The organism is Streptomyces iranensis (genome assembly GCF_017874715.1).
GTDB lineage: Bacteria > Actinomycetota > Actinomycetes > Streptomycetales > Streptomycetaceae > Streptomyces > Streptomyces iranensis.
In genome coordinates this window covers 67,641-93,278 of sequence record NZ_JAGGLR010000028.1, presented here as the reverse complement: position 1 = coordinate 93,278, position 25,638 = coordinate 67,641, and the positions used below count along the sequence as shown (strand labels likewise).

General features: G+C 70.8%; 23 protein-coding genes and 1 riboswitch. Of the genes, 14 read left to right on the top strand and 9 right to left on the bottom strand.

The features are described 5' to 3' along the window. Positions 1–20 precede the first annotated feature (20 nt). Positions 21–1,967 (top strand): cellulase family glycosylhydrolase, encoded by a 1,947-nt coding sequence (locus J2Z30_RS40165; protein WP_044567227.1) that lies wholly within the window; start codon positions 21–23, stop codon positions 1,965–1,967. A 16-nt stretch (positions 1,968–1,983) separates the two neighbouring features. Here J2Z30_RS40165 and J2Z30_RS40160 read toward each other — a convergent pair whose 3' ends face one another. Next, on the bottom strand, positions 1,984–2,967 hold the full coding sequence (locus J2Z30_RS40160; protein ID WP_044567225.1) for an aldo/keto reductase: 984 nt from the start codon (positions 2,965–2,967) through the stop codon (positions 1,984–1,986). Between the two features lie 45 nt (positions 2,968–3,012). Further along, on the bottom strand, positions 3,013–4,254 hold the full coding sequence (gene manD, locus J2Z30_RS40155; RefSeq protein WP_044580785.1) for a D-mannonate dehydratase ManD: 1,242 nt from the start codon (positions 4,252–4,254) through the stop codon (positions 3,013–3,015). A 114-nt stretch (positions 4,255–4,368) separates the two neighbouring features. Here manD and J2Z30_RS40150 point away from each other — a divergent pair, with 114 nt between their 5' ends. The 3 genes from J2Z30_RS40150 to J2Z30_RS40140 all read left to right on the top strand — a co-directional run bounded on the left by J2Z30_RS40150 (position 4,369) and on the right by J2Z30_RS40140 (position 6,051). Next, positions 4,369–5,343, top strand: a complete 975-nt coding sequence (locus J2Z30_RS40150) for a carbon-nitrogen hydrolase family protein (protein WP_044567224.1) — start codon at positions 4,369–4,371, stop codon at positions 5,341–5,343. Between the two features lie 88 nt (positions 5,344–5,431). Beyond that, positions 5,432–5,671 (top strand): hypothetical protein, encoded by a 240-nt coding sequence (locus tag J2Z30_RS40145; RefSeq protein WP_044567222.1) that lies wholly within the window; start codon positions 5,432–5,434, stop codon positions 5,669–5,671. A gap of 2 nt (positions 5,672–5,673) precedes the next feature. After that, positions 5,674–6,051 (top strand): hypothetical protein, encoded by a 378-nt coding sequence (locus J2Z30_RS40140; protein WP_044567220.1) that lies wholly within the window; start codon positions 5,674–5,676, stop codon positions 6,049–6,051. Positions 6,052–6,141: 90 nt separating this feature from the next. Here J2Z30_RS40140 and J2Z30_RS40135 read toward each other — a convergent pair whose 3' ends face one another. From J2Z30_RS40135 to J2Z30_RS40125, 3 genes are all read right to left on the bottom strand, one after another. Then, the gene (locus J2Z30_RS40135; protein WP_078956430.1) at positions 6,142–7,413 is read right to left on the bottom strand and encodes an MFS transporter; all 1,272 of its coding nucleotides are present in this window, start codon (positions 7,411–7,413) and stop codon (positions 6,142–6,144) included. Positions 7,414–7,484: 71 nt separating this feature from the next. Next, on the bottom strand, positions 7,485–7,988 hold the full coding sequence (locus J2Z30_RS40130) for a MarR family winged helix-turn-helix transcriptional regulator (protein ID WP_078956429.1): 504 nt from the start codon (positions 7,986–7,988) through the stop codon (positions 7,485–7,487). A gap of 96 nt (positions 7,989–8,084) precedes the next feature. Further along, positions 8,085–9,392 (bottom strand): YncE family protein, encoded by a 1,308-nt coding sequence (locus J2Z30_RS40125; RefSeq protein WP_245388985.1) that lies wholly within the window; start codon positions 9,390–9,392, stop codon positions 8,085–8,087. A gap of 166 nt (positions 9,393–9,558) precedes the next feature. Here J2Z30_RS40125 and J2Z30_RS40120 point away from each other — a divergent pair, with 166 nt between their 5' ends. From J2Z30_RS40120 to J2Z30_RS40095, 6 genes are all read left to right on the top strand, one after another. Further along, positions 9,559–10,458: a Gfo/Idh/MocA family protein gene (locus tag J2Z30_RS40120; protein ID WP_044567218.1), complete on the top strand. Its 900-nt coding sequence runs from the start codon at positions 9,559–9,561 to the stop codon at positions 10,456–10,458. Positions 10,459–10,700: 242 nt separating this feature from the next. Next, positions 10,701–11,444, top strand: coding sequence for an HAD family hydrolase (locus tag J2Z30_RS40115; RefSeq protein ID WP_044567216.1), 744 nt, complete (start codon positions 10,701–10,703; stop codon positions 11,442–11,444). After that, a complete protein-coding gene (locus J2Z30_RS40110) occupies positions 11,441–13,786 on the top strand; it encodes a glycoside hydrolase family 65 protein (RefSeq protein WP_044567215.1) in 2,346 nt (781 codons plus the stop codon). The genes J2Z30_RS40115 and J2Z30_RS40110 overlap by 4 nt, the downstream gene beginning before the upstream one ends. 29 nt (positions 13,787–13,815) lie before the next feature. Next, a complete protein-coding gene (locus J2Z30_RS40105; RefSeq protein WP_044567213.1) occupies positions 13,816–14,862 on the top strand; it encodes a PHP domain-containing protein in 1,047 nt (348 codons plus the stop codon). Positions 14,863–14,993: 131 nt separating this feature from the next. Beyond that, on the top strand, positions 14,994–15,566 hold the full coding sequence (locus tag J2Z30_RS40100; protein WP_209469038.1) for a hypothetical protein: 573 nt from the start codon (positions 14,994–14,996) through the stop codon (positions 15,564–15,566). Next, the gene (locus J2Z30_RS40095) at positions 15,563–16,750 is read left to right on the top strand and encodes a hypothetical protein (RefSeq protein WP_044567209.1); all 1,188 of its coding nucleotides are present in this window, start codon (positions 15,563–15,565) and stop codon (positions 16,748–16,750) included. Before J2Z30_RS40100 ends, J2Z30_RS40095 begins: the two co-directional genes overlap by 4 nt. A 30-nt stretch (positions 16,751–16,780) precedes the next feature. On the opposite strand, the gene J2Z30_RS40090 is transcribed toward J2Z30_RS40095, so the two are convergent. Beyond that, positions 16,781–18,682: a glycoside hydrolase family 97 protein gene (locus J2Z30_RS40090; RefSeq protein WP_044567208.1), complete on the bottom strand. Its 1,902-nt coding sequence runs from the start codon at positions 18,680–18,682 to the stop codon at positions 16,781–16,783. Between the two features lie 192 nt (positions 18,683–18,874). Here J2Z30_RS40090 and J2Z30_RS40085 point away from each other — a divergent pair, with 192 nt between their 5' ends. The 3 genes from J2Z30_RS40085 (at position 18,875) to J2Z30_RS40075 (ending at position 20,941) form a co-directional block, all read left to right on the top strand. Next, positions 18,875–19,063, top strand: coding sequence for a hypothetical protein (locus tag J2Z30_RS40085; RefSeq protein ID WP_044567206.1), 189 nt, complete (start codon positions 18,875–18,877; stop codon positions 19,061–19,063). 305 nt (positions 19,064–19,368) lie between these two features. Next, the gene (locus J2Z30_RS40080) at positions 19,369–19,749 is read left to right on the top strand and encodes an ATP-binding protein (protein WP_044567205.1); all 381 of its coding nucleotides are present in this window, start codon (positions 19,369–19,371) and stop codon (positions 19,747–19,749) included. Between the two features lie 187 nt (positions 19,750–19,936). Next, positions 19,937–20,941, top strand: a complete 1,005-nt coding sequence (locus J2Z30_RS40075; RefSeq protein WP_052701153.1) for a LacI family DNA-binding transcriptional regulator — start codon at positions 19,937–19,939, stop codon at positions 20,939–20,941. Between the two features lie 218 nt (positions 20,942–21,159). On the opposite strand, the gene J2Z30_RS40070 is transcribed toward J2Z30_RS40075, so the two are convergent. Genes J2Z30_RS40070 through J2Z30_RS40060 form a run of 3 tightly spaced genes read right to left on the bottom strand, consistent with a single transcriptional unit; the run spans position 21,160 to position 24,658 of the window. After that, the gene (locus J2Z30_RS40070; protein ID WP_209469036.1) at positions 21,160–22,662 is read right to left on the bottom strand and encodes an amino acid permease; all 1,503 of its coding nucleotides are present in this window, start codon (positions 22,660–22,662) and stop codon (positions 21,160–21,162) included. Between the two features lie 23 nt (positions 22,663–22,685). After that, complete coding sequence (locus J2Z30_RS40065; RefSeq protein ID WP_052701151.1) at positions 22,686–23,498, bottom strand: nitrilase-related carbon-nitrogen hydrolase; 813 nt, start codon at positions 23,496–23,498, stop codon at positions 22,686–22,688. Then, entirely contained in the window at positions 23,495–24,658 is a 1,164-nt protein-coding gene (locus tag J2Z30_RS40060; RefSeq protein ID WP_044567203.1) for a M24 family metallopeptidase, read from the bottom strand. Before J2Z30_RS40060 ends, J2Z30_RS40065 begins: the two co-directional genes overlap by 4 nt. 231 nt (positions 24,659–24,889) lie before the next feature. Continuing rightward, positions 24,890–25,067: riboswitch (cobalamin riboswitch) on the top strand. Between the two features lie 48 nt (positions 25,068–25,115). On the opposite strand from J2Z30_RS40060, the gene J2Z30_RS40055 reads away from it, so the two are divergent. Beyond that, positions 25,116–25,499, top strand: coding sequence for a hypothetical protein (locus tag J2Z30_RS40055; RefSeq protein WP_078956425.1), 384 nt, complete (start codon positions 25,116–25,118; stop codon positions 25,497–25,499). Positions 25,500–25,638 lie beyond the last annotated feature (139 nt).

The following is a 25,638-nucleotide window of genomic DNA, read 5'->3' as shown; positions in this document are numbered from 1 at the left end:
GTTTACTGGACGGTAGGTCCATGCCGACTCATGAGACACGAGGGATACGGATCGGCCGCCCCCGACCGGGTCGCACCCGGCTGCTCGGGGCGGCCGTCCTGCTGCTGGCGGCGGCCGCGGCCCCGGGCACTCCGGCGGCCGCGGCCGAGGCGCCCTGGTTCGACGGCCGGGCGGCGGACCAGGTGACCGTGGATGGCACCCGGTTCGCCGACGGCCACGGCCGCGAGGTCGTGCTGCGCGGCTTCAACGTGTCCGGCGAGACCAAACTGGAGGAGAACGGCGGGCTCCCGTTCGCCACCACCGCCGACGCCCGGAAATCCGCCGCCGCCATGCGCCACCTGACCGGCGCCAACGCGGTGCGGTTCCTGCTCTCCTGGGCTCATGCCGAGCCCGAGCCGGGCCAGGTGGACACCGGCTATCTGGAGAAGGCCACCGCGCAGATGAAGGCGTTCCTCGACGCCGGAATCCGGGTCTTCCCCGACTTCCACCAGGATCTGTACTCCGGCCATCTCTTCGACAAGGACAGCTGGTACAGCGGCGACGGCGCCCCGAAATGGGTCATCGACGCGGGCGGATACCCCAAGGAGTCCTGCGGCATCTGCTTCCACTGGGGCCAGAACATCACCCAGAACCAGGCGGTCAGAGACGCCACCCGCGACTTCTGGCGCAACCGCGCCCTGACCACCGGCGCGGGCACCGTCCGCGTCCAGGACGCCTTCCTGGCCACCGCCGAGAAGACCATGGCCTACCTCGCCCGGCAGCTCACCGACGACCAGTTCACCCGCGTCGTCGGCTTCGACCCGCTCAACGAGCCGTATGCGGGCGCGTACGACGACGGCCAGAACAGCCGCAGCTGGGAGAAGAGCGTGCTCTGGCCCTTCTACGAGAAGTTCCGCGCCCGTATGGACGCCGCGGGCTGGCAGGACAAGCCCGCCTTCGTGGAGCCCAATATGTTCTGGAACTCCAACCTGGACTTCCAGCGCCAGGAGGGCGGACTCCTCGACGCCGGAAAACCCGGCCCCGACTACGTCTTCAACACCCACTACTACGACCAGAAGGCCATCTCCGGGATCTTCATGCCCGGCAAGGCGGCCGACGGCCAGTACGCGGGCGACTTCGGCGCCCTGCGCGACCGCTCCACCGCCCTCGGCCTGCCCGCCGTCATGAGCGAATTCGGCCATCCGCTGGCCGGCTTCACCTCCGACAAGGCCCCCACCGTCGTCAAGGGCATGTACCAGGCGCTGGACTCCCGCCTCCCCGGCGCCTCCTGGTGGGCCAAACCGGCCGCCTCCGGCGCCGTGCTCTCCTCCACCCAGTGGCAGTGGGACATCTACAACGGCCGCCACCACGAGGCGATGAACGGCAACACCGGGAAGGTCCTCACCGAGGGCGACGCCTGGAACGACGAGGATCTCTCGGCCGTGCGCCTCGACGACTCCGGCAACGCCGCGCCGCGCCAGGACGCCCGGCTGCTCGACCGGATCTATCCGCGCGCCGTCGCGGGCCGCACCCTCGCCTTCACCTTCGAGGACCGTGCGCGTGACGGCTCCACCACGCTCAGCTGGGACCGCATCCCCGCCAGCCTGCGACACGTCGCCAAGGTCACCGGCTCCGGCCGCTACTCCATGCTGGTGTGGCGCTCCGACGGCGCCACCGACGCGCCCACCGAACTCCGGCTGCCCCGCGACTTCGACCCCGCCCGGACCACCGTCGTCTCCGATCTGGGCACCCTCACCGGCCCGCCCGCGTACACCGCGCACGGCCACACCGCCGACCACCCCGTCGCCACCGCGGCGGAGCCCGGCGACAGCGAAGGCAACCGGCTGGTGCTGTCCGCCCCGGCCGGTGAGTCCACCGGCACCCTGCACTACGCGCTGATCGCCGACGGCACCGCCGCCCCCTCGGCGGAGCAGCGCGCCGCCGCCCAGCGCGAACTCGCGCAATGGGCGGCGGACGCCGGCTTCTGAGCCCCGCGTGCCACCGCTACCAGCGATGGTGCACCTGGGCCCGGATCCGCCGGTCGTACAGCTCGCCGACGGCCTCCAGCGCGGCACCCGGCAGCGGGGGCAGCCCCGCCGCGGCCGCGTTCGCCCGAGCCTGCTCGGGCGAACGCGCCCCCGGGATGACCGAGGTCACGCCCGGCTGCTGGACGATCCACCGCAGCGCCGCCTGCGCGGGGGTGGCTCCCGACGGGGCCAGCCCGGCAAACTCCACCGCCGCCTCGACGCCCTCCTCGAACCCCACGCCGGAGAACGTCTCGCCCTGGTCGAACATCTCGCCGTGCCGGTTGAAGGTGCGGTGGTCGTTCTCGGCGAAGACGGTGTCCTTGGTGTACTTCCCCGACAGCAGACCGGATGCCAGCGGCACCCGCGCGATGATCCCGACACCGGCCTCCCGCGCCGCCGGGACCACCTCCTCCAGCGGCTTGAGCCGGAACGGGTTGAGGATGATCTGCACGCTCGCCGTGCCCGGACGCGCGATCGCCGTCAGCGCCTCCGCACACGTCTCGACGCTCACCCCGTACGCCGCCACCCGCTCCTCGGCCACCAGCGTGTCCAGCGCGTCGAAGACCGCGGCCGAGGAGTGCACCGAGGACGGCGGGCAGTGCAGCTGGACCAGATCCAGGGTGTCCACGCCCAGATTGGCCCGCGAACGGTCGGTCCACGCGCGGAAGTTGTCCAGCGTGTAGTTCTCCGGGAGCTGCGGCAGCCGCCGCCCCATCTTGGTGGCCACGAAGATCCCGGCGTCCGGGCGCGACCTCAGGTACCGCCCGATGAACTGCTCGCTGCGCCCGTCCCCGTACACATCGGCGGTGTCGAAGAACGTCACGCCCGCTTCGACGGCCGTGTCCAGCACGGTCAGGGCGTCGTTCTCGCCGACCTCGCCCCAGTCCGCGCCCAGCTGCCAGGTGCCCAGGCCCACGACCGAGACCTTCCGGCCGAGCCGGCCGAACTCACGCTGCTCCATGCTCCCTCTTCTCACTTACGGCGACGCGGCTCACCGTACCTCCGTTCACCAGTCGTGCACCGTGCCGTCCGCCAGCCGGTTCACCGGCAGATACGCGGGCTGGTACGGGAATCGCCCGGCGGCCTCCGTGTCCAGCTCGACGCCCAGGCCCGGGGCGTCGGAGGGGTGCAGCAGCCCGTCCTCGAAGCGGAAGGAGGTGCGGAAGACCTCCAGCGTGTCGGCGGTGTGTGGCATGTACTCCTGTATGCCGAAGTTGTGGACGGCCAGATCCAGGTGGAGCGCCGCGGCCATGCCCACGGGGGAGATGTCGGTCGGGCCGTGCATCCCGGACTTGATCCCGTAGACCGCGGCCAGGTCCAGCAGTTTGCGCATCCCGGTGACCCCGCCGGTGTGGGTCACCGCCGAGCGCACGTAGTCGATCAGCCGCTCGCTCAGCAGGGTGGTGTAGTCGTGGACGTGGTTGAAGACCTCGCCGATGGCCAGGGGAGTGGTGGTGTGCTGCCGGATCAGCCGCAGCGCGGCCTGGTCCTCGCCGGGCGTGGCGTCCTCCAGCCAGAACAGGTCGTACGGCTCCAGCGCCTTGCCGAGCCGGGCCGCCTGGATCGGTGTCATCCGGTGGTGGCCGTCGTGCAGCAGCGGCAGCTCCGGGCCGAACTCCGCCCGGACGGCCTCGAACACGGTCGGCAGATGGCGCAGATAGGCCCGGGTGTCCCAGCTCTCCTCGGCGGGCAGCGCCCGGGGCCCCGCCCCCCGGCGCGCCGGTTCGTAGTCATAGCGCTCCCCGCCGCCCGCGCTGGAGGAGGCCACGCCGTAGACCGAGGCCAGCCCCGGAATGCCGGTCTGGACACGGATCGCGCGATAGCCCTGTTCCAGATGGGCGCGGATGGAGTCGAGCAACTCGGGGACGTCCCGGCCGGCGGCGTGCCCGTAGGCCAGCGCCCCGCTGCGCGACGCCCCGCCCAGCAGTTGGTACAGCGGCATCCCGGCCGCCTTGGCCTTGATGTCCCACAGCGCGGTGTCGACGGCCGCGATGGCGGCCATGGTCACCGGCCCGCGCCGCCAGTACGCCCCGCGGTACAGATACTGCCAGGTGTCCTCGATGCGCGAGGCGTCCCGGTCGAGCAGCAGCGGCACCACGTGGTCCCGCAGATACGAGGCGACGGCCAGCTCACGGCCGTTGAGCGTGGCGTCCCCCAGACCCGTGACACCGTCCTCGGTGACGATGCGCAGGGTGGTGAAATTGCGTCCCGGACTGGTGACGACGACCTCGGCCGACTCGATCCTCACCGCATACCCCATTTCTCGTGGCCGGTCCCTTCGGCGATCACGCCGTACGGGCAGCTCTACCCGCTTCCCGCCGCCGGGATCCGGAGGCGTCAGGTACCGAAGGAGGCATCCGCCATGACCACCCTCACCGTCGCGCTGCTCCAACTCGCCCCGCCGGGGCCCGATCTGCCGGTGAACCTCGCCCTCGGCGAGGCGGCCTGCCGCCGGGCGCGGGCGCTCGGCGCCGATATCGCGCTCTTCCCCGAGATGTGGAGCAACGGCTACAGCTGCGCCGTCCCCGAAGGCCCCGCCGGCGGTGACGTCTACCGCCATCCGTCGCTGTGGGACGGCGTCCGCACCCCGGCCGAGCCGTGGCCCGAGCCCGTCTGGCTGGGCGAGCCCATCACCCGCGACTCGCCCTTCGTCACCCGCTTCCGCGAGCTGGCCGCCGAGCTCGAGATGGCCATCGCGCTCACCTATCTGGAGCGCTGGGACGGACCGCCGCGCAACACCCTCTCCCTCATCGACCGGCACGGCCGCCTGGTGCTGACCTACGCCAAGGTGCACACCTGCGCCTTCGACCTGCCGGAGGCGGGTCTGACCCCGGGGGAGGGGTTCGAGGCGTGCGCCCTGGACACGGCGGTGGGTGAGGTGATGACCGGGGCGATGATCTGTTACGACCGGGAGTTCCCGGAGAGTGCCCGCGCCCTGATGCTCGCCGGGGCGGAGATCGTCCTCACCCCGAACGCCTGCGAGCTGGAGATCAACCGGCTCTCCCAGTTCCGCTCCCGCGCCGTGGAGAACATGACCGGCATGGCCATGGCCAACTACGCCGGTCCCGGCTGGGGCCACTCCGTCGCCCACGACGGCGTCGCCTTCGTGGACGGGCGGTCGCGGGACACCCTGGTGGTCGAGGCGGGCGAGGCCGAGGGGGTCTATCCGGCGGTCTTCGACCTCGACGCGCTGCGCGCCAACCGGCGCCGGGAGACCTGGGGAGACGCCTTCCGCCGCCCCGCCGCGTACCGGAGCCTGATGGACCGTGAGGTGCGCGAGCCGTTCGTCAGGATCGGGCCCGACGGCGGTCCCCTCCCCGGCCGCAGCCGTCCCTGATGGCTGAAAAGGTTTGTCAAGTACCTACAAAAACATGATCTGAGCTGGGGCGATTGCTGACGGGGTACCTGGTGAGTAGGGTGTCCCCATGTCAGCTCTCAACGTGGAATTCAGCGATCGGGAACTTGAGGACCTCCGCCAGATCGCCAAGGAACGCGGTACCACCATGAAGGCCCTCGTCCGCGAGGCGACCGTGGCCGACATCGCGCGTCACCGCGCTCTGCAGGAGGGTGCCGAGGTCTTCCGGCGGTTCTTCGCGGACAACGCCGCCGCGTTCGCGGACGCGTTCCCCGACGATGAGCACCGCCGACCCGGGCAGGCCGCCTGACCATGGCCCCGCTGCTGCATATCGACGTCCCCTGGCTGCTGCAGCGCCATGAGGAGGTCATGCCGGAACAGCCGGCCATCTCGGACTTCTCGGGTCTGGTCGCGGCCGTCGCCCGCCACCGCGTCGACCCGCCCCGCCTGGGCGTCGATCCCGACTCGGCGTGGCGGGCCGCGGCCCTGCTGCACACCATCGCGCTGCTCAGACCGCTCCCGGCGAGCAACGCGCGGTTCGCCGCCGCGACCGCGGTCGCCTATATGCACGCTTCCGGCGAGGGCATCGACCCGCCGTACGGTGCGCTGATCGACCTGGTCCGCGACATCCTCTCCAGCAAGGCGGATGTCTTCGACGCGGCCAGCCACATCCGCTCCTGGCGGATCTGAGACTCCCGGCGGACCTGAGGCTCCCGGCGGATCTGGGGTCCCGGCGGATCTGAGGGGGACGGGCGGGGCCCGCCGGGGCCCCGCCCCGCGTCAGCCCGCCGAGCCGAGTTCCTCGGCCAGCGCCTGCTTCTCCAGCGTCTCGCGCCGCTCCTCGGCCGGGGTGTGTCCGGCCGCCTCCGCCGCCTGGACACGCTCGGCCTCGGCGAGCAGCGAATGCCCGGTGGCCAGGACGCCGATACCCAGCGCGACCGCCGCCGCCCCGATGTAGAAGGGCAGATGCACGCCGTTGTGCTCGGCGATCTTCCCCGCCGCGTACGGGGCCAGACCGCCGCCGATGAAGCGGACGAAACCGTAGGAGGCGGAGGCGACGGGCCGTTCGACGGGGGCGACGGTCATCACCGCCTGGGTGGTGATGGTGTTGTTGATCCCGATGAAGGCCCCGGCCACGATCACCGCCACGATCAGCGTCGGCTTGGAGTCGGTGAACAGGCCGATGACGAGGATGTCGAGGGCGAACAGCGCCAGATTCAGATACAGGGAGCGGGCTATGCCGAGCCGTGCCTGGAGCCAGGGGGCCCCGAAGACCGAGAAGAGGGCGACGAGCACACCCCAGCAGGTGAAGACATAGCCGAGCTCATGGGTGCCCAGGTCCATCGGGAACGGGGCGTAGCCCAGCACCGTGAAGAAGCCCCAGTTGTAGCAGAGCGCGGTCAGCCCCATGATGAGCAGCCCGCGGTGGCGCAGCGCCTTGAGCGGGTCGGCGATCGAGGCCCGGCGCGCCGGTGTCGGGGTGGGCTGGACCAGCACGATGGTCGCGATCAGCGCGATGGCCATCAGGACCGCCACGCCGAAGAACGGCCCGCGCCAGCTGATCGCGCCGAGCTCGCCGCCCAGCAGCGGCCCGATCGCGATGCCGATGCCCAGTGCGGTCTCGTAGAGGATGATCGCGCCGGCGAAGCCACCGCTGGCCGAGCCCACGATGACGGCCAGCGAGGTGGCGATGAAGAGGGCGTTGCCCAGCCCCCATCCGGCGCGGAAGCCGACGATCCCGTCGATGCTGCCGGAGGCCCCGGCCGCCGCGCTGAAGACCACGATGAGTACCAGACCGGCCACCAGGGTTCGCTTGGCGCCGATACGGCTGGAGACGAACCCGGTGACCAGCATGGCGACGGCGGTGACCACCAGATAGCTGGTGAACAGCAGCGACACCTGACTCGGCGTGGCATGCAGCTTGGCGGAGAGGGAGGGCAGGATCGGATCCACGAGGCCGATGCCCATGAAGGAGATCACACAGGCGAAGGCGACCGCCCATACGGCCTTCGGCTGCTTGAAGGGGTTGGGGGCGCTGGGATGAGCGGACAAATGATGCTCCGTCGTTCAGGGCCCGAGCCGTGACGACATGGCGAGCCGTGGCGCGGCAGGGTGCCGGTTGATCAGGAAGCGGTGTTTCCCGGGGACTTCCGCGCCCGTGCCGCGTTCTCCACGAGCCGCTGGAAGGCGGGGGTGGCGGCGCGGACGGCGGTGGCGAGTGCCTGTTCGTCCTCGGGGGGGAGGGTGGCCAGCAGTTCGGCGAGCCGGTTCGTACGGCCGTGGCGCCGCTCGGCGAGCAGCTCCCGCCCGGCATCGGTGATCGCCACCAGCACCACCCGGCCGTCGTGCGGATCGTCTACCCGGGTCACCAGACCCTGCCGCTCCAGCCGCTGGATGAGCTGGGTCATCGAGGGCTGGGTGACGCCCTCGTCGGCGGCCAGGGCCGTGAGACGGGACGGGCCCTCCCGGCTGAGCCGGCCGAGGGTCGAGGCCGCGGTGAAGCTGATGTCCCGGTTGGTCAGATGGCGCACCGCGAGGAACGCCAGCCGCTCCAGCGCCTCCGCGACCTCCTCACGGGTGGCGGGGGCGTCGGATTCCCGGGCACCGGACTGCTGTGTGTATTCCACATCTAGTTTTATATCATGCCTCTATATAGGCAGGCTATGCAGATGGTCACAGGCCGCAGGACCCGGGTGGCGCCCCGGGAATCAGGGAATACCGTCTCAGCGGAAGATTCCGGTGTGGCCGAGGGAGTACCGGCCGGGCTGGGGATAGACCGCGAGCCCGTGCGGGCCACCGCCGACCGGGATCCGGGCGCGCAGCCGGCCGGTGCGGGTGTCGATCGCGTAGACCTCGGCGTTGTAGCGGCCCGAGAGCCACAGCACCTTGCCGTCGGCGGACACCCCGCCCATGTCGGGGCTGCCGCCGCCGGGGAGCCGCCACCGTCGCACCAGCTTGCCGCTCTTGAAGGACAGCACCGAGATGGTGCCCTCGCCGCGGTTGGAGATGTACATGGCGCGGGAGTCGCGGCTGACGTACAGGCCGTGTGTGCCCTTCCCGGTGGGCAGCAGCCGCGGCTTGCCGAAGGTGTCGCCGTCGAGCACCCACAGGCCGTTCGCCACCATGTCGGCGATGTACCAGGTCTTGCCGTTGGGCGAGATCTTGACGTCCTGCGGCATGGCCCCGGCGATCGGCAGCCGCTGCTTGGCGATCACCTTCTTCTTCGCCGTGTCCACCTTCAGCAGCTCACCGGAGAACTCGCACGAGACGATGAAGTAGCGCCCGTCGGGTGAGAAGTCCGCGTGGTTCACGCCGTAGCAGTCCACCGGCACCGACTTGACCACCTTCATCGTGTGCGCGTCCCGGAAGACCAGCGCCCGGTCCATGGAGGCCATCACCACGGCGTACTTCCCGTCCGGGGTGAAGTAGAGGTTGTACGGGTCGTGGACGTCCACCGGACGGCCCACCCGGCCGTTGCCGGGATTGATGGGGGTGAGGGTGTTGCCCAGGTCGTTGTTGACCCACAGCGTCTTCAGATCCCACGAGGGCACCACGTGCTGCGGCTGATGGCCCACCTGGATCGTGCGGACGACCTTGAACTTCTTCGGGTCGATGACGCTCACCGTGTCCGAGAGCGTATTGGGTACGTACACCCGCGACGGATAGTCCCGCACCGTCCGGGACAGCTTCCCCGGCCGGTCGGCCGCGTAGAGGTCATGCGGGTCCAGCGGGGGCGGCATCCCCGGCAGCAGCCGGGCCCGCTCGGCCTCCTTCTCCGCCTTCCTCTTCGCCGCGGCCGACGCCTGGAGCGCGCGCTGCCGCGCAGACGCCGACGCCGCCCGGTCCGGCCGGTGCTCGCTGGAGGAGGCGCAGGCCGGCACCGCTGCCCCGCACAGCAGCAGGGCCGCCGCGGCCCGGACCGTGGCACGCCGCCGGTGTGCGCGGGAGAGGGAGCGCGACGAGCCACGGGCCACGGGTTCCTCCAGCGGTGAGGGTGGGCTTCGGCCGTCACCCGCACCGTGGCCGGCCATGGCCTCACCCTGGCACCGCCCCTGGCCACCGGCATCCGCCCGAGGCCAAGCGGGGGAGCGGCGTACCGCCCTCGGCCGAAGCGGCCGGGCCGTACGGGCGTAGGATCGCGGCCGACGCCCGGGGAGGACTCCGGGGGCTTCGCGCGGAGGCGGAGGGGGACGGACAGTGCGGTTCGGAGTGCTGGGCACCGGACACTGGGCGGCCGAGACCCACGCGGCGGCGCTCGCCGCGCACCCCGTGGCCGAACTGGCCGGGATCTGGGGGCGCGACCCGGCGAAGGCGAAGGTGCTGGCGGACCGCTGGGGCACCCGCGCCCATCCGGACGCCGACGCCCTGATCGCCGACGTGGACGCCGTGGCCATCGCCCTTCCGCCGGACATCCAGAGCGGCCTCGCCGAGCGGGCCGCGCTCGCCGGATGCCATCTGCTCCTGGACAAGCCGCTGGCCTTCGGCACCGAGGAGGCCGACCGGATCGTGCGCGCCGTGGACGAGCGCGGGCTGGCCTCGGTCGTGTTCTTCACCAACCGCTTCGCTGCGCCCGTCGAGTCCTTCCTCCGGCAGGCCGCGGCGGACGGCGGCTGGGACGGCGGCCGTGCCACCGCCTTCGCCTCGATCTTCCAGCCCGGCGGCCACTACGGCGACTCCCACTGGCGGCGGGAGCGTGGCGGGCTGTGGGACGTCGGCCCGCACTCGCTGTCCGTCCTGCTGCCGGTCCTCGGCCCGGTGGCCGAGGTCACCGCTCTCGAGGGGCCGCGCGGCGCCGCGCATGTGCTGCTGCGCCACCACTCCGGCGCCATCGGCACCCTCGCGCTCACCCTGGACGCCCGGCCCGCCGCCCAGGGCTTCTCGTGCGACTTCTACGGCGAGCGGGGGATCGCCGCGGTGCCCGAGGCGGGGACCACCGCCCTGGACGCCTTCGCCACGGCCGTCGACCGGCTGCTGGGCGCCGCCCGCGACGGCGGCGCCGCCGACCCGTGCGACGTACGGTTCGGCCGGGAGGTCGTCGCCGTCCTGGAGGCCGCCGACCGCTCCGGCCGCGAGGGGCGCACCGTCGTGCCGCGTTGAGCGAGCGCTGTTGCGTGGTGAGCTAGCGCCGTCCCTGGTGGACGAACGCCGTCCCGTGCTGAGCGCACCCGTCCCGTGCTGAGCGCACCCGTCCCGCGCCGAGTGCGCCCGTCCCGTGCTGAGCGCACCCGTCCCGTGCTGAGCGCGCCCGTCCCGCGCCGAGTGCGCGCCGTGCTCCGCCGAGCGGGGGAAGGCTTCCCCTTCCCCCGCATATTCCGGCGTTCCCGGGGGAACCGGGGGCCATGACCAAGCTCTGCCTGCCCGATGGCATCCGAGCCTGCCTGTTCGACCTCGACGGCGTGCTGACCAGGACCGCGGTGGTGCACGCGGCGGCGTGGAAACAGATGTTCGACGAGTATCTGCGGCGGCGCGACGGCCCCTCGTTCCGCCCCTTCGACTCGGGCCGCGACTACGACGAGTACGTGGACGGCCGTCCGCGCGCCGACGGGGTGCGCACCTTCCTGGCCTCCCGGGGCATCGAGCTCCCCGACGGCGAGCCGGACGACCCGCCCGACCGGGACACCGTGCACGGCCTGGGCAACCGCAAGAACATCCTCGTCCTGGAGAAGATCCGGAAGGAGGGGGTGGAGGCGTACCCGGGCTCGGTGCGCTTCGTGGAGGCCGTGCGCGCCGAGGGCCTGCGGACCGCGGTCGTCTCCTCCAGTGCCAACTGCCGCGATGTGCTGATCGCCGCCGGTATCGAGCACCTCTTCGAGGTGCGGATCGACGGTGTGGTCGCCGCCGAGCGCAAGCTGCCCGGCAAACCGCACCCCGACACCTTCCTGGAGGCCGGACGGGAGCTGGCCATCGGGCCCGAGGCGGCCGCCGTCTTCGAGGACGCCCTGGCGGGCATGGAGGCCGGGCATTCCGGGCACTTTGGCCGTGTCGTCGGCGTGGACCGAGTGGGCCAGGCCGACGCGCTGCGCGCACACGGCGCCGACATCGTGGTCAAGGATCTCGCCGAGCTGCTGGAGGACGACTCGTGATCACCGATTCCTCGTACGCCGTCGACCCCTGGGCGCTGCGGGAGACCGATCTCCGGCTCGATCTGCTGCCCCAGAGCGAATCGGTCTTCGCGCTCTCCAACGGCCATGTGGGCTGGCGCGCCAACCTCGACGAGGGGGAGCCCCACGGCCTCCCCGGCTCCTACCTCAACGGGGTGTACGAACGGCGTCCCCTGCCCTACGCCGAGGCCGGATACGGCTACCCCGAGGCCGGCCAGACCATGATCAACGTCACCAACGGCAAGATCATCCGGCTGCTGGTGGACGACGAGCCCTTCGATCTGCGCTACGGACGGCTGCGCTCCCATGAGCGGGTGCTCGATCTGCGCGGCGGGCTGCTCCATCGCACCTGCGAATGGACCTCCCCCTCCGGCATCAGCGTGCGGGTCCGCTCCACCCGGCTGGTCTCCCTCACCCAGCGGGCCATCGCCGCCGTCGCCTACGAGGTGGAGGCCGTCGACGCCCAGATCCGCGTCGTCGTCCAGTCCGAACTGGTCGCCAACGAGCAACTCCCCGAGCCCGGCGGCGACCCCCGGGTGGCCGAGGCCCTGGAGTCCCCGCTCAAGCCCGAGGAGAACGCGGCCGCCGACAAGCGGCTGCGGCTGATCCACTGCACCGACGCCAGCTGTCTGCGGGTCGCGACCGCCGCCGACCACCTGATCACCGGGCCGCCGCCCACCCGCCACTCCAGCGAGAGCACCGACGACGTCGCCCGGCTGACCGTCACCTCGGTGCTGGAGCCGGGCCAGGTGCTGCGGCTGGAGAAGCTGGTGGCCTACGGCTGGTCCGGCGCCCGCTCGCTGCCCGCCGTACGGGACCAGGTCGAGGCCGCGCTGGCCGGGGCCGCCAGTACCGGCTGGCGTGGCCTGGTGGACCAGCAGCGCGCCTGGCTGGAGGACTTCTGGTCCCGCGCCGACGTCGAGGTGGAGGGGGACGCCGAGATCCAGCAGGCCGTGCGGTTCGCCCTCTTCCATGTGCTGCAGGCCGGCGCCCGCGCCGAGGAACGGGCCATCCCCGCCAAGGGCCTCACCGGCTCCGGCTACGACGGCCACTCCTTCTGGGACACCGACACCTTCGTCCTGCCCCTGCTCACCTACACCTTCCCCGAGTCCGTGGCCGAGGCGCTGCGCTGGCGGCAGTCCATCCTGCCCGCCGCCCGGGACCGGGCCCGGCAGCTGGGCCACGAGGGCGCCGCCTTCCCCTGGCGCACCATCGACGGCTCCGAATGCTCCGCCTACTGGCCGGCCGGTACCGCGGCCTTCCACGTCAACGCCGATGTGGCGGACGCGGTGGTGCGCTATGTGGCCGCCACCGGCGACGACGAGTTCGAGCGCGAGACCGCCGTGGAGCTGCTGGTGGAGACCGCCCGGCTGTGGCGCTCCCTCGGCCACCACGACCACCACGGCCGTTTCCACATCGACGGAGTGACCGGGCCGGACGAGTACAGCGCCGTCGCGGACGACAACGTCTACACCAACCTCATGGCCCAGTCGAATCTGCGGGCCGCCGCGGACATCGTCGAACGCCACCCGGACAAGGGCGCCGAACTGGGCGTCGACGACGAGGAGGCCGCCGCCTGGCGGGACGCCGCCGAGTCGATGTCCGTCCCGTACAACAAGACCCTGGGCGTCCATGAGCAGTCCGCGGACTTCACCGGCCACCAGGAGTGGGACTTCCAGGGCACGCACTCCGACCAGTACCCGCTGATGCTCCACTTCCCGTACTTCGACATGTACCGCAAGCAGGTGGTCAAACAGGCCGACCTGGTGCTGGCGATGTATCTGCGCGGCGAGTGCTTCACCGAGGAGGAGAAGGCACGCAACTTCGACTACTACGAGCGGCTGACGGTCCGGGACTCCTCGCTTTCCGCGTGTGCCCAGGCCGTCATGGCGGCCGAGGTCGGCCATCTGCGGCTCGCCTACGACTACCTGGGCGAGGCGGCCCTGATGGACCTCAAGGACCTGGAGCACAACACCCGCGACGGTCTGCACATCGCCTCGCTCGCCGGCACCTGGATCGCCCTGGTCGCCGGGTTCGGCGGGATGCGGCACCGCGACGGCAGGCTGGAGTTCTCGCCCAAACTGCCCGAGAAGCTGGCCCGGCTCGCCTTCACCATGCAGGTGCTGGGCCGGAGGCTGCGCGTGGAGATCACCGACCGCTCCGTCACCTACTCCCTGGCCGAGGGCGCCCCCCTGGAGATCCGGCACTACGGCCGGCCCATCACCGTCTCCGAGAAGACCCCCCGGACCTGCGATATCGACGAGCTGACGGCACGTCCCGAACCCCATCAGCCCCCCGGCCGCCGCCCCAACCGCCGCGCCTGAGGCACGGACGCCCACAGCGAGGAGCGCCGATGGACCCCCTGGAGGCCCTGGACCGGATCGCGTTTCTCCTGGAGCGCGACCAGGCGCCGACCTACCGGGTGCGTGCCTTCCGCACGGCCCAGTCGGTGCTCGCCGACCTGGACCCCGAGGAGGTGGAGCGGCGGGCCGCGAACGGCACCCTCCGGTCGCTCAAAGGACTCGGCCCCAAGACCTCGCAGGTGGTCCAGGAGGCGCTGAAGGACCAGGTGCCCGGGTATCTGGCGAAGCTGGAGACCGAGGCCGCCGAGGCCGGGCGCGAGCCCGACGAGGGTGCGGCGAAGCTGTGCGCCGCGCTGCGCGGGGACTGCCATATGCACTCGGACTGGTCCGACGGCGGTTCTCCGATCGAGCTGATGGCCCGTACGGCGGCGCGGCTGGGGCACAAGTGGGCGGTGCTCACCGACCATTCCCCACGGCTGACGGTGGCCCGCGGCCTCTCGGCGGACCGGCTGCGCGCCCAGCTGGACGTGGTGGCGGAGCTGCGCGCGAAACTCGCCCCGTTCCGGTTGCTCACCGGGATCGAGGTCGACATCCTCCCCGACGGCTCCCTGGACCAGGAGCCGGAGCTGCTGGACCAGTTGGACGTGGTGGTGGCCTCGGTCCACTCCAAGCTGCGGATGGACGCCCGCCCCATGACCCGTCGGATGGTCACCGCCGTCAGCGATCCGCTGGTCGATGTGCTGGGCCACTGCACCGGACGGCTGCTCGGTGGCAAGCGCCCCGAGTCGGCCTTCGACCACGAGGAGGTCTTCGGCGCCTGCGCGGAGGCGGGCACTGCCGTGGAGATCAACTGCCGCCCGGAGCGGCTGGATCCGCCGCGCGGACTGCTGCGCGAGGCCGTGCGGGCGGGGACGTTCTTCTCCATCGACACCGACGCCCACGCGCCCGGCCAGCTCGACTGGCAGCCAGGCGGATGCGCACGGGCCGTGGAATGCGGGGTGCCGGTGGAGCGCGTCATCACCACCTGGACGGCCCGCCAGTTGGTGGACTGGACCCGCACGCGCAGGCCCCCGCGCCGTACGGGGCACGGGAGTTGACGGGGACCATACGCGAAATGGGCGGAGAGTTCGCCTATTTGCGGTAAGTCCTTACATCTTCTCCTCCGGGCGGGCTAGCGTGGAGAGGTCGTACGTCCCCGCCGGGGGGCGTGGCGCACGGGGGGAACCGCATGACAGACATGACGGGGCTGGACGACGCCGCGATCGAGCGGATCCTGACGATGGTCGACGCCTCGGCGCGCACCGTCGCCGAGGACGAACACGAGGAACTCTTCGAGGAGTTCGCCGAGGAGATGCGTGCCGGGCGGCGGGTGCCCGGCGCGGGGGAGTTCTTCGACGACCTCAGCGGGGCACCCGCGGTCGACACCCATGTGTACCTCACCATCGGGCTGTCCGTGCTCGGTCAGATCGCCTTCACCGTGCTCTCGACGGCGACCGAGATGGCCGTCCAGCGCGGAGTGCGGGACGCCGTCGGCTATCTCAAGCGCTGTCTGCGCGGCGACACCGCCTCCGGCGGGACGGGCACGGAGGGTGGCGGGAACGAGGACGGCGCGGCGGGGCTCGCCCGGCGGGTGACGGTGGAGCTGAGGCTTCCCCCGGAGGTGGATCCGGCCACCGTAAGGGCCGTCGTACGGATCCAGGCGGAAGCGCTCATCCACTCCGAGTCCGGCCCCGAGCCCGACCCCGACGACAACGCCGACTCCGCCGACTCCGCGGACCCCGCAGCGCTCGGCCGCCCATGACCTCCGTGTCCCCGGTCCGCCGGCTGCGCCGGGCCGAGCGGACCTGCTGGGCCGTACTCATCGGGCCACTGTGCGCGGCGCCCGCCACCGGGGCGAGCGTGCTGACCACAGGGGACAATCGGCTGTCCGCGCCGGCCGCGGTCGGCGCCACCGCGTTCCTGGCCGTCCTCGTCCTCCTCGTGGTCTTCCTGCTGCCCCTCGTCAACGAGTGGCGGGCCGACTCCCTCAGCGGTCGTGAGGCCGAGGAGGCGCCGCACCCGGTTGACTGGTCGGCGAAGGGCTGGGCGCGCGTCCGGGACACCTTCCACTCCGCCGGACTGGACACCGCCCGGCTGGACGCGGTCTCCAGCTGGTCCCCGGTGGCCGACCTGAAGGTGGTCCACGTGCCTCAGCCGTCCCCGGGACGGCTCGGCAGGATGGAGGACTGGGGGACGAGACTGCAGCGCCGTAAGTCCGTCTGGGCCGTCGGCGCCGCGGGCGGACTGGCCTTCGCCGTACTGCAGGACCGGATCTCCCTGCCGTTCGACGGGGATCGTCTCCTGGTGCCCGCGGTCATCCTGGTCGCCGCGCTCTGGGCGGTCGCGGGCACCTTCCTGTACCACGCGCTCACCCTGAACGTCCGCAGGCCCACCGTCCATGTCGCCATCCCGCGCAGCTGGCGCACTCTGCTCAGAAGCCCGGCCGGTGCGGTCCTGCTCCGGCATGAGATCTCGCATCTGCGCCACGGTGATCCGATGCGACGGCGCTATCTGCGTCATGCGCCGGCGGCGGGGAAGGCCGCCGTGTTCTTCGATGGGATGACGGCCCTCGCCATCACCCCCGTGGAGAGCACGGCGCAGACTCTCACGTCGATAGCCGTCTTCGTCCTCACCCTGACCTGCGGCCTCTACGCCAACAGCCGCGCCGGCCGGGTCCTGGTCACGCTGATGGAGATGCGGGCGGACGCCGAGGCGGTCACGGACGCGGAGTCGGCGGACCGGCTGTCCGCCTTCCTCACCGCTCAGCAGAAGAGGAACCCGACACGGCAGAAGGCCGACCGGCTGCTGGCCCTCTCCCGCGGCTGGACCGGCGGCCACCCCGCCCCCTACGCCCGTGCCGTCGCCGCCGCATGGGTCTTCGCGGCCGGCGTCTGCCTTCCGGCGATCGGCATCTGGACGGGCGTCCTGGACGGGGTGTCCGCGTGACGGGTGGTCGGCGCGGGTCGCAGGGGAGGGTCAGGGGCGGTCGCAGGTCGACAGGCCGGGCCGCCAGCGGCAGGCGATGGCGGCGAACCCGCCGTCCGCCGCGACCGGTACGGACAGGGTCTGCCCGCCGCGCACCACGGTGGGCGTGCGGACCAGGCCGTCCGGGCCGTCCAGGACCAGATCGACGAGCCAGCGGCCCGGCTCCAGCCGCAGCGGCACCTCGGCGGTGTGGGCGGGGCCGGTGAACGTACCGCCGATGAACCACCGCGAGCCGCTGGCACGGGCGAGCACCGCGCTCTCACCCGGCCGCCCCGCCAGCAGCCGGGTGCGGTCCCAGGTGGCCGGGATCTGCTCCAGGAACCGGCGGGCGAGCGGACGGGCTTCGTAGGACTCCGGGGTGCCCGCCAGGTTCTGGATCCCGGACTCGTAGAGCACCGACAGGCCGACTTCGCCCGCGTCCGACGCCGCGTTGGGGCGTTCGGGCCGGTGGAAGGCCCCGGGGGTGAAGTCCATGGAGCCGATGACATTGCGGGTGAACGGCAGCGTCGCCAGGTGCTGCGGGGTGTTGGTCCGCTTCTCCTCGCCGTTCACGCCCTCCATCGACATCACCTGCGGCCAGGTGCGCTGGATGCCCTTGGGGATCGTCGAGCCGTGGAAGTTGACGAGCAGATGGTGGGCCGCGGTGGCCCTGAGGATCTCGTCGTACCAGCGCAGCGTCTCCTGGGACTCGGAGTCCATGAAGTCGATCTTGACGCCCTTCACCCCCCACCGCTCCAGCGTGGGCAGCCACTGCTCGCGCTCCTCGGCGGTGTCGAGGTCACGGTGGTGGATCCAGACCTGGATGCCCACATGCCGCTCGCGGGCGTAGTCCACGAGCTGCGGGATCCAGCTGTTCCGTTGCCAGTCGGGGTCGGTGACGTCCCACTGGTCGGGGTCGAAGTACCAGCCCGCGTCCACCACCACATACGGCCATCCGCGCTGGGCCGCGTAGTCCACGTACCCCTGCTGCATCGACAGGCTCTGCCCGGCGGGTTTGCCGCCCGCGAGCCACGTCCACAGGGCGGGGCCGGGCCGGATCCACGAGGTGTCGGCGACGCGCGACGCCGGTGCCAGATCGTCGGTGAAGGTGGACTGGGTAACGGTCGACAGGTCGCCCACGATGAGGGCGCGCCAGGGTGTGCTGAGCGGCCCGTCGGACTCGACCCGCTCGTCCCACAGGCCGATGCGGTACGTGGGCAGCCCCTGCTGGTGGGTCAGCCGGGCGGCGGAGTAGCGGCCGGTGAGATCCGACTCCGCGATCAGGGCGTAGCCGCCGCCCGTCTCGAAGAGCGCCTGTGCCATGTACTCACCGGTGGGCGCGGTCGCCGCGGTGTACTCCTTGAACAGGTTCTCGTTGTCCTTGCGGTAGTCGCCCAGCCACGCGGCCGCGTCCGGGGGCAGGGTGAAGGCCGAGGCCTCGCCGAGGACATCGCCGCTGCCGGAGGGCAGGTCGTAGCGATAGGCGACCCCGTCGTCCGAGACCCGCACCACGAGGTCCAGCCGGGCGTTCCCGCCGCCCCGGAACCGGAAGCGGGTCTCGGTCATCCGCGCGGTGCGCGAGCGCTGCTTGCCGGCCGTCGACCGGTAGCGTTCCACGACGGTGCGGTCGTGGCGTCCCAGATAGCGCAGCCCGTGCGACAGATCCGCCCGCTCGGTGACGATGCCCACGGGCGAGGGCTCGACCACCGTACGTCCGCCCCGGGACACCTGGAGCGTCAGCGCTCCCGAGGCACCGTCAAGCCGCAGCTGGGCGAGGGGACCGGAGTGGGGCGAGGGGCCGCGCACGGTCCAGGCGGAGTCCTTCGCCTGTGCGGGCCCGGTGATGAAGAGCGTCATGGCCAGGACGCCGCAGAGCAGAAATGCCATTGCGGAGCGTCGGTAAGATCTCGGCATCGTTGCCTCCCGAGGCGGATACGTTACCGAGTCATCCGATAACTGGGGAGGGGTTGAGCGGTATTACGCCCCGTCAAGGGTTGCGGGCGGGTGAGAGATCGGATCTATGGCTTGGCTGCTTCCGGAGACGAGGTCAGGGGTAGAGGGTCGGCTGACGGACCCGCGCACGGTCCGGATGAGGAGGCGCACACGATGAGCGGCACGGCTCGGCCCGGCGACCCGGACCCGGACCCGGGCCCGGAGATGGCGGACCCGGCGCCCGCCGAGCCCGAGGGCGGGGACCCCGCCTGCTGGCTGGAGAGGGTGTGCGCCGACTGCGGCGCGATCCAGGACACCGCCCAGTTCGCTCGCTGTGCGCGCTGCGGGGCCCCGAGGGAGTGAGCGGCGGCGGCGCGCGGCCTTGGGTGGCGAGACGGCCGGCTCTCCTTAGGCGGAGGGGCGGCTCTTCCTTGACTTGCAGAATCGCTTCTGCAAATATGGGTCTCGTGAGTGCAGAAGCGCTTCTGCACCTCCTCCATCCGAGATGGCTCCCGGCCAGGCGGAGCATCTGCCGCACCGCTGGAGGTGCAACCGTGTACTCCGTAAGTTTCAGTTCCACCGCCACTGCCCCGAGGCCGCGCTTTGGATCGGTCCTGCTCAGGGCCTCCGCTCTGGTCTCGGCTGCCTCGACGAGGGCCCATCGCGCCATGATCGCCCTGCCTGCGGAGGCGAGCCGGGTGCGCGCGGCGCGCCGTTTCACCATTGATCATCTGACCCGCTGGGGTGTCGTGGACGCCGACCGGGACCGCGCTGAGCTCATTGCCAGCGAGCTGGTGGGGAACGCCGTCCGGCATGGCGGGTCGGATGTGACGGTGCACCTTTCGCTGGTCGATGGTGACCTGCGCATCGAAGTTGTCGACACCGGTGGACGCTCCCGTGCGCGATCCTGCATCATCACACCCACGGATGAAGCGGGCCGAGGGCTCCGCTTGGTCGACTCTCTGGCGGACTGGACCGACATCCGGCGTGAGACGCACGGATGGCAGGTATGCGTCGGCCTCCGTATCGCGCGACGCAGGGATGCCTGACCTTCCACGGACATGCGGGAGTCGTGGGCACCAGCGTCCGTAGACCCTCAACTTGGGGTCGGAGTGACGTACCTGGCGTGGAAGGGGTCACCCTTGTGCGTCATCGTTCCGTTTTCGGGAGAAGCGCTTCTGCTGTTCGGTGCATCCTGCTTACAATCGCAGCAAGATGACCAGATCACGCGTGAGCATGAAGGACGTGGCGGCTGCGGCCGGGGTGTCACTGACGACCGTCTCCGATGCGCTCAATGACCGCGGGCGCCTGCCCGAAGCCACTCGCCGACGGGTCCGGGACGTGGCCGAGCAACTCGGCTTTCAGCCCCACCGTACGGCCAGGAGTCTGGCCAAGGGACGCTCGGGCATCTTGATGCTGTCGGTCTCCTTGCCGGAGTCCACGCCGGGCTCGGCTGTTGACATCGAGTTCTTCGTGCGGTTGATGAGTGCCGCCTCCGGCGCTGCGCTGCAGCGCGGCTGGGCGCTCGTACTGGCTCCGGCCACGGGCGGAGAGTGGTCCGTACCCGTCGACTTCGACGGTGCCATCGTCGTCGACCCCCGGCCGCACGACGCTCTCCTGCGCCTGGCGGATGCCGAGGGCAAGCCGGTCGTCACGGTGGGACGAGATCTGGAGAATCCCGACCGGCTGCACGTCGACAACGATCACGCGGCGGCCGTGCGGGAGGCTCTGGACCTGATGGCGGAAGCAGGCGCCGAGCGGCCGGCCCTGCTGGCCAGCGAGGCGGATTCCTCTTATGTGCGGGACTGCGTCGACGGATACCAGGTCTGGTGCACCGCCCGTGCCATGACGCCCCAGGTCGTGACCGCGGCAGGCGGTCTCACCCAGGGTGCGGGGTATGAAGCCGCACGGGGCTTCCTGACCGAGTCGAAACGTCCCGATGCGGTGTTCACCACCCTGGACTCGTTGGCGCTGGGAGTGCACCTTGCCGCGCAGTCTCTCGGGCTGGATATGCCGCACGACCTGCAGATCGCGACGCTCAGCGACAGCGAGGCCGCCCGTCAGGCCCGACCTGCAGTGACGGCAGTCGATCTCGACCCGGTCGCGACGGGCAAAGAAGCAGTCCAGCTGCTGATCAAAGCCATCGAGGAGGCCGCGGACGCGGAGTCGTTCCTCGTGCCGACAAGGATGCACGTACGCGGCTCGACGGGGACAGCCTCGCCGGAGGCCGTGTCCGACTGACCTCATATGCTACCGGCGCCCCATGGGCTGGACCTCCGCATCGTCGACGCTTCGGCGTGATGCGGTCATTCCTGGTATCGGTGGCTCGCGGAGCGGCTTGAGGACTTTTCATGACAACCGTGAGGTAGCTGGGTGGCGCCGGTGAGCGGCAGGAGCCTGTCACGCACGCCGGGTTCGGCGGCATGACAGGCTCGGTTCAGCGGTGTCAGCTGAAGGGGTTACTGCGGGACGGCTGCGGCGGTGTCAGTCTTCTCGGTGGAGACAGGGACTCCTGGGCGGGGGTTGCGCGCCAGGTAGAGGGCGCCGGTGAGGGTCAGGCCAAGGCCAATCAGGGGTACGGCCCATTCGAGGTACCAGGGGGCATCGGGGGCCAGAAGCTGGGGCCGGGGCCAGGCGATGTTGACGGTCTCGAAGCAAACCCACATCACGGCGATCACGTTGACAAGCAGTCCCCAGCCACGGAGGTGGAAAGCGCCGAGGCCGGGATCCCAGCGTCCTCGCAGCCGGGCCCACAGAGCGGCTGCGACGGCGAGGGTGAAGGACGCGTAGAAGCCACCGGAGGTGAAGGCGATCAGGGTGCTGACGGCGGAGCCGTTGAGCCCGACGCAAAGGATCACTGCGCCGATGAGGGTGGTGGTGAGTACCGCGTTGGCGGGGACCTGATTGGGGGCCACCTTCTGCAGATGGCGGGACAGGGGTAGCGCCTGGTCGCGGCTCAGGGAGAACAGTATGCGGGTGGCGGTGGTCTGGATGGCGATGGCACAGGCCAGGAAGGATGCCAGGACCACGGCTTGGAACGGCTTGCTGAGCCACGCTCCGAAGGCGTCGGTGACCAGCGGGGTGAGCGGGTCGACGCTGAGTACCTGAACCAGTCCCGTCACGCCCTGCTGGGCCCGGATGACCGCTACCGCGTTCATCACGATGACCAGGCCGACGACTACGAGGGACATCAGCAGGGCACGGGGCACATGCCGGCGCGGGTCCTTGACCTCCTCTGAGAGTGCGGAGCAGGCATCGAAGCCGACGAAGGCCCAGCCGGCGACGGCGATGGCGGCAAGGAACCCTTCCGCGGCGGAACCGTTCCAGTTGTGGCTCGCGCCGAGGTCGTGCAGGAGCACCGACCAGTCGTTCTCGGCGAAGAACAGCAGGAGCAGCAGACCGATGGCGATGCTGGCGATGAGTTCGGCGGCGATACCGACGTTGACGGAGTACTTCAGGGGGTTCTGCCCGAGCAGGTTGATGGCGCTGACCAGCAGCAGCACACCAAATCCCCAAAGGAGCTGCTCGGTCGCGTCCGGGTGGCGGCCGAAGAGTGCGGCCATCCAGAAGCCGCCGAGGTAGCTGACGGAAGTGAAGGTGATGATCTGTGTCCAGGAGTGGATCCACCCGGAGAACCATCCGTAGCGGGGGCCGACCAGGCGTCTGCTCCATTGGTAGATGCCGCCGCTGATGGGGAATTGTGAGGCGAGTTCGGCGAACACCAGGGCCACCAGTATCTGCCCGCTCAGGGCGATCAGCAGGGCCCAGATCCACGCGGGGCCGCTGGCGAACATGCCCGCGCCGACGATGGAGTACAGGCCCACGACCGGCGAGACGAACGCGAAGCCGAGGCCGAAGTTGGTCCAGAAGCCCAGCTCGCGCTTAAGTTGCTGTGTGTAGCCGAGCGCGGCGAGCTGGTCCTCGTCCGAGGGGTGGGGTGGTGCGTGTGGAGGGGGAATCATGACGTGCTCCCGTGGGTCGGCTGTCAGCCTGGCGCTGTCCGCAGCTCCCCGCCGTACAGGTCGGGACGTAGCTGATTGAGGTAGTCGGTCGGCTCGCTGGTCCCGGCATCGATGGTCACGCGGGACGAGGCCACGCATTCGTCGGCGCCCAACTGCAGAAGGACGGAGCCGTCGGCGGCCACGATGCGAGAGTGGCCGGTGAACACGAACGGGCTCTCCCACCCAGTGCGGTTCACGTAGATGTGGGGCAGCCGGTTGTCCAGGGCTCGGGCGCGAGAGGCGAGATGGTGGTCGGGCTCGTAGGGCTCCATGTTCGCCGCGGCGCTCACCAGCAGCTGTGCGCCGTCGAGGGCGAGTGTCCGTGCCGGTTCGGGGAATTCGATGTCGAAGCAGATCATCGGTCCCACGCGGATCCCGGCGAGCTCGACGACAGGGAGTCGGTCGCCGCCGGTGAAGTGGTCTCGTTCCCGGCCGAACAGGTGGGTCTTGCGGTAGATGCCTGTCATACAGCCGTCGCTGTCGATGCATGCCAGGGAGTTGGCGACCTTGTCGCCGTGTATCTCGGCGAAGCCGACGATGATGGCGGTGCGCCAGTGACGTGCCAGCGTCCGTACCCGCACGACCACGTCGCCTTGCGGGGCGAGGGCCAGTTGGTGGACCGCGTCGAGGTTGTAGCCGGTGAGGAACAGCTCGGGGAACACCATCAGTTCGGCCTGCGCATGCTGGCCGACAAGGGTCTCAAGGCGCGTGAGGTTGGCAACGACGTCCGCCGGGTGAGGTGTGAGCTGGGCCAACACCACCCGCAGTTCCCGGGCCGGTCCGATGGGTGCGCTCACGTCAGCCCCAGGCCGTAGCCGGCGTCGGACAGGCGGCGCAGGCCGTCGGCGCGCACGTGGTAGTTGTCCTCGACCTTCAGCAGGACGAACTGGTCGCCGACCCTCACGCCGGTTTCCGGCTCCAGGGAGATAACGCTGTTCTCCCGCAGGACGAAGTCGCGGTCGACGAGATGGGAACGGTAGATCGTCGGCAGTTCGCAGGCCCGCAGGCCCACGCCGTGGCCCATGGCGTACGGGGTGCGCGGCAGTCCTCGACTCTCCAGATAGGTGTTGACCGCGGCGTCGACCTCCGAGGCGCGTACGCCCGGTTTCGCGGCCTCCTCACCGATGTGATGGGCCGTGATCAGCGTGCGGTAGGCGTCCGCGACGGCCTTCGGAGGCTCCCCCACGAAGCCGGTGCGGGCGATGTCGGAGGCATAGCCATGGGCGCCGTACAGGCCGATGTCGAAGAAGTACGCATCGCCCTCACGCAAGGTTGTTCCCTGGCCGAACCAGGTGCCGCTGCCGCGGCGGTGGTTACACAGCGAGTGCGACAGGAACTCCGCTCCGTCCCGCTGCGCGGAGGCCATGGCGGCTGCCAGGACGTCGAAGTCGGCGAGACCGGGGGCGGCCGTGTGCAGGGCAGCTTCCGCGGCGCGAGCGTTGACCTTGCTCGCGGCATCGAGCAGCGCGATCTCCTCCACTGTCTTTTCGATCCGCAGCTCGTACAGCAGGTGTCCGACCGGAACGAAACCGGTGGTGGGCGAGGCGGCCCGCAGCCCGTCCAGGACCTGCGGGTCGATCAGCTCGTGACCCACCCGGCTCGCACCGGTAAGCGCCTGGGCCACGTGGGTGGTCCAGTAGACGGGGTGCCCGACCGCCGGCGCCCACGACGGGATGGGGTGGATCGCTCGGATCCACGGCAGATCGGCGTCGGGCTGCTTGACGTCCTCATCCGCCCAAGGCACGAAGAGCTCGATGACTCCGTCGGCGTCGACCACGGCGGCGAACCAGTCGAACGCCTCCGCGATTATCTGCGTACGGTAGTCGGATGCGTACCGAATGTGATCGAACCCGGTGAGAACCAAGTGGCTCAGGCCTTGCTCCCGCATGAGCGAGGTCAGTCGCTCGCGCCGCTCCGTGCGGAGCCGGTCGATGCTGATGTCAGGCCATGTGTACACGACATACCTCCTGGATTGCGCAGCAGAAGCGCTTCTGCAAACTGTGTGGCACATCCTTGGTGAAGCGCTTCTGCAAGTCAATACGTGAGACACGATCGGCCATCGGGTCCCGCCGGCCCTCGACGTCAAGCCCCGGCTTCTCCGGGTGGCTCCGGCCTTCGTCGGAACTGACGCCGGGCCGCCCGTCGCCCCGCCGGGGGCCGGGGCCGCGTGGTGTGGTGGGGTCCGGGATGCGATGATGCCGGGCGACAAAGGCGACGGCGGAACGAGGAAGCCGGTGTGAATCCGGCGCGGTACCGCCACTGTGATCGGCGAGCGGATCCCGAACAGGCCACTGCCCGCTTACGCGGGTGGGAAGGCCGGGACGAGCATCGACCCGGGAGCCAGGAGACTCACGCGGTCGCCTCCTCGAGCGACGACACCGGGGCGGACTTCCCCGGAGTAGGGGTGATGCGGCGTGCCCGTAAGGCCGACCGACCCACTGCCGTGCCGGGTGACCGTGTGCCGGGACTGCTGCTGCGGCAGTCCCAAGGTGACCGGCGTCGACCACGCCGCCCAGCTCGCGCGGCTCGGCGAGGAGGCGCCTGTACGCGTCTCCGAGTGTCTGGACGTCTGCGACCAGGCCAATGTGATCGTGGTGCAGCCGTCGGCCGCCGGACGGGCCGCCGGGGGCCGGCCGGTGTGGCTCGGTCTGGTCAACGACCCGGACGCGACGGAGGACATCGTGGCCTGGGTCCGGGCGGGCGGCCCCGGGGTGGCACCGCTGCCCGACATCCTCGATCTGTACGCCTTCTCGCCACGGGGGAGTGCCTCGGCCGAGATGTCGCCGGACGGTCGCTGAACTCCCGAAGTCCCCTGTCGCGAGCGGGAGTTGCTCTGGTGAGCAGAACTCTGGCGGCCTCGCACCCGGTGGGCTACCGTCGGTAACACGTTGCCGGCCGGTAACACGATTCCGTCCCGGCGACCCCCTCCGTATCTCC

What these genes read in the sequence shown, in the direction of transcription:
- J2Z30_RS40165 (WP_044567227.1), top strand. Translation starts at nt 21, where the DNA reads ATGCCGACTCATGAGACACGAGGGATACGGATCGGCCGCCCCCGACCG.
- J2Z30_RS40100 (WP_209469038.1), top strand. Translation starts at nt 14,994, where the DNA reads ATGACAGACATGACGGGGCTGGACGACGCCGCGATCGAGCGGATCCTG.
- J2Z30_RS40095 (WP_044567209.1), top strand. Translation starts at nt 15,563, where the DNA reads ATGACCTCCGTGTCCCCGGTCCGCCGGCTGCGCCGGGCCGAGCGGACC.
- J2Z30_RS40140 (WP_044567220.1), top strand. Translation starts at nt 5,674, where the DNA reads ATGGCCCCGCTGCTGCATATCGACGTCCCCTGGCTGCTGCAGCGCCAT.
- J2Z30_RS40150 (WP_044567224.1), top strand. Translation starts at nt 4,369, where the DNA reads ATGACCACCCTCACCGTCGCGCTGCTCCAACTCGCCCCGCCGGGGCCC.
- J2Z30_RS40115 (WP_044567216.1), top strand. Translation starts at nt 10,701, where the DNA reads ATGACCAAGCTCTGCCTGCCCGATGGCATCCGAGCCTGCCTGTTCGAC.
- J2Z30_RS40080 (WP_044567205.1), top strand. Translation starts at nt 19,369, where the DNA reads ATGATCGCCCTGCCTGCGGAGGCGAGCCGGGTGCGCGCGGCGCGCCGT.
- J2Z30_RS40090 (WP_044567208.1), bottom strand. Translation starts at nt 18,682, where the DNA reads ATGCCGAGATCTTACCGACGCTCCGCAATGGCATTTCTGCTCTGCGGC.
- J2Z30_RS40085 (WP_044567206.1), top strand. Translation starts at nt 18,875, where the DNA reads ATGAGCGGCACGGCTCGGCCCGGCGACCCGGACCCGGACCCGGGCCCG.
- J2Z30_RS40125 (WP_245388985.1), bottom strand. Translation starts at nt 9,392, where the DNA reads ATGGCCGGCCACGGTGCGGGTGACGGCCGAAGCCCACCCTCACCGCTG.
- J2Z30_RS40145 (WP_044567222.1), top strand. Translation starts at nt 5,432, where the DNA reads ATGTCAGCTCTCAACGTGGAATTCAGCGATCGGGAACTTGAGGACCTC.
- J2Z30_RS40070 (WP_209469036.1), bottom strand. Translation starts at nt 22,662, where the DNA reads ATGATTCCCCCTCCACACGCACCACCCCACCCCTCGGACGAGGACCAG.
- J2Z30_RS40160 (WP_044567225.1), bottom strand. Translation starts at nt 2,967, where the DNA reads ATGGAGCAGCGTGAGTTCGGCCGGCTCGGCCGGAAGGTCTCGGTCGTG.
- J2Z30_RS40075 (WP_052701153.1), top strand. Translation starts at nt 19,937, where the DNA reads ATGAAGGACGTGGCGGCTGCGGCCGGGGTGTCACTGACGACCGTCTCC.
- J2Z30_RS40105 (WP_044567213.1), top strand. Translation starts at nt 13,816, where the DNA reads ATGGACCCCCTGGAGGCCCTGGACCGGATCGCGTTTCTCCTGGAGCGC.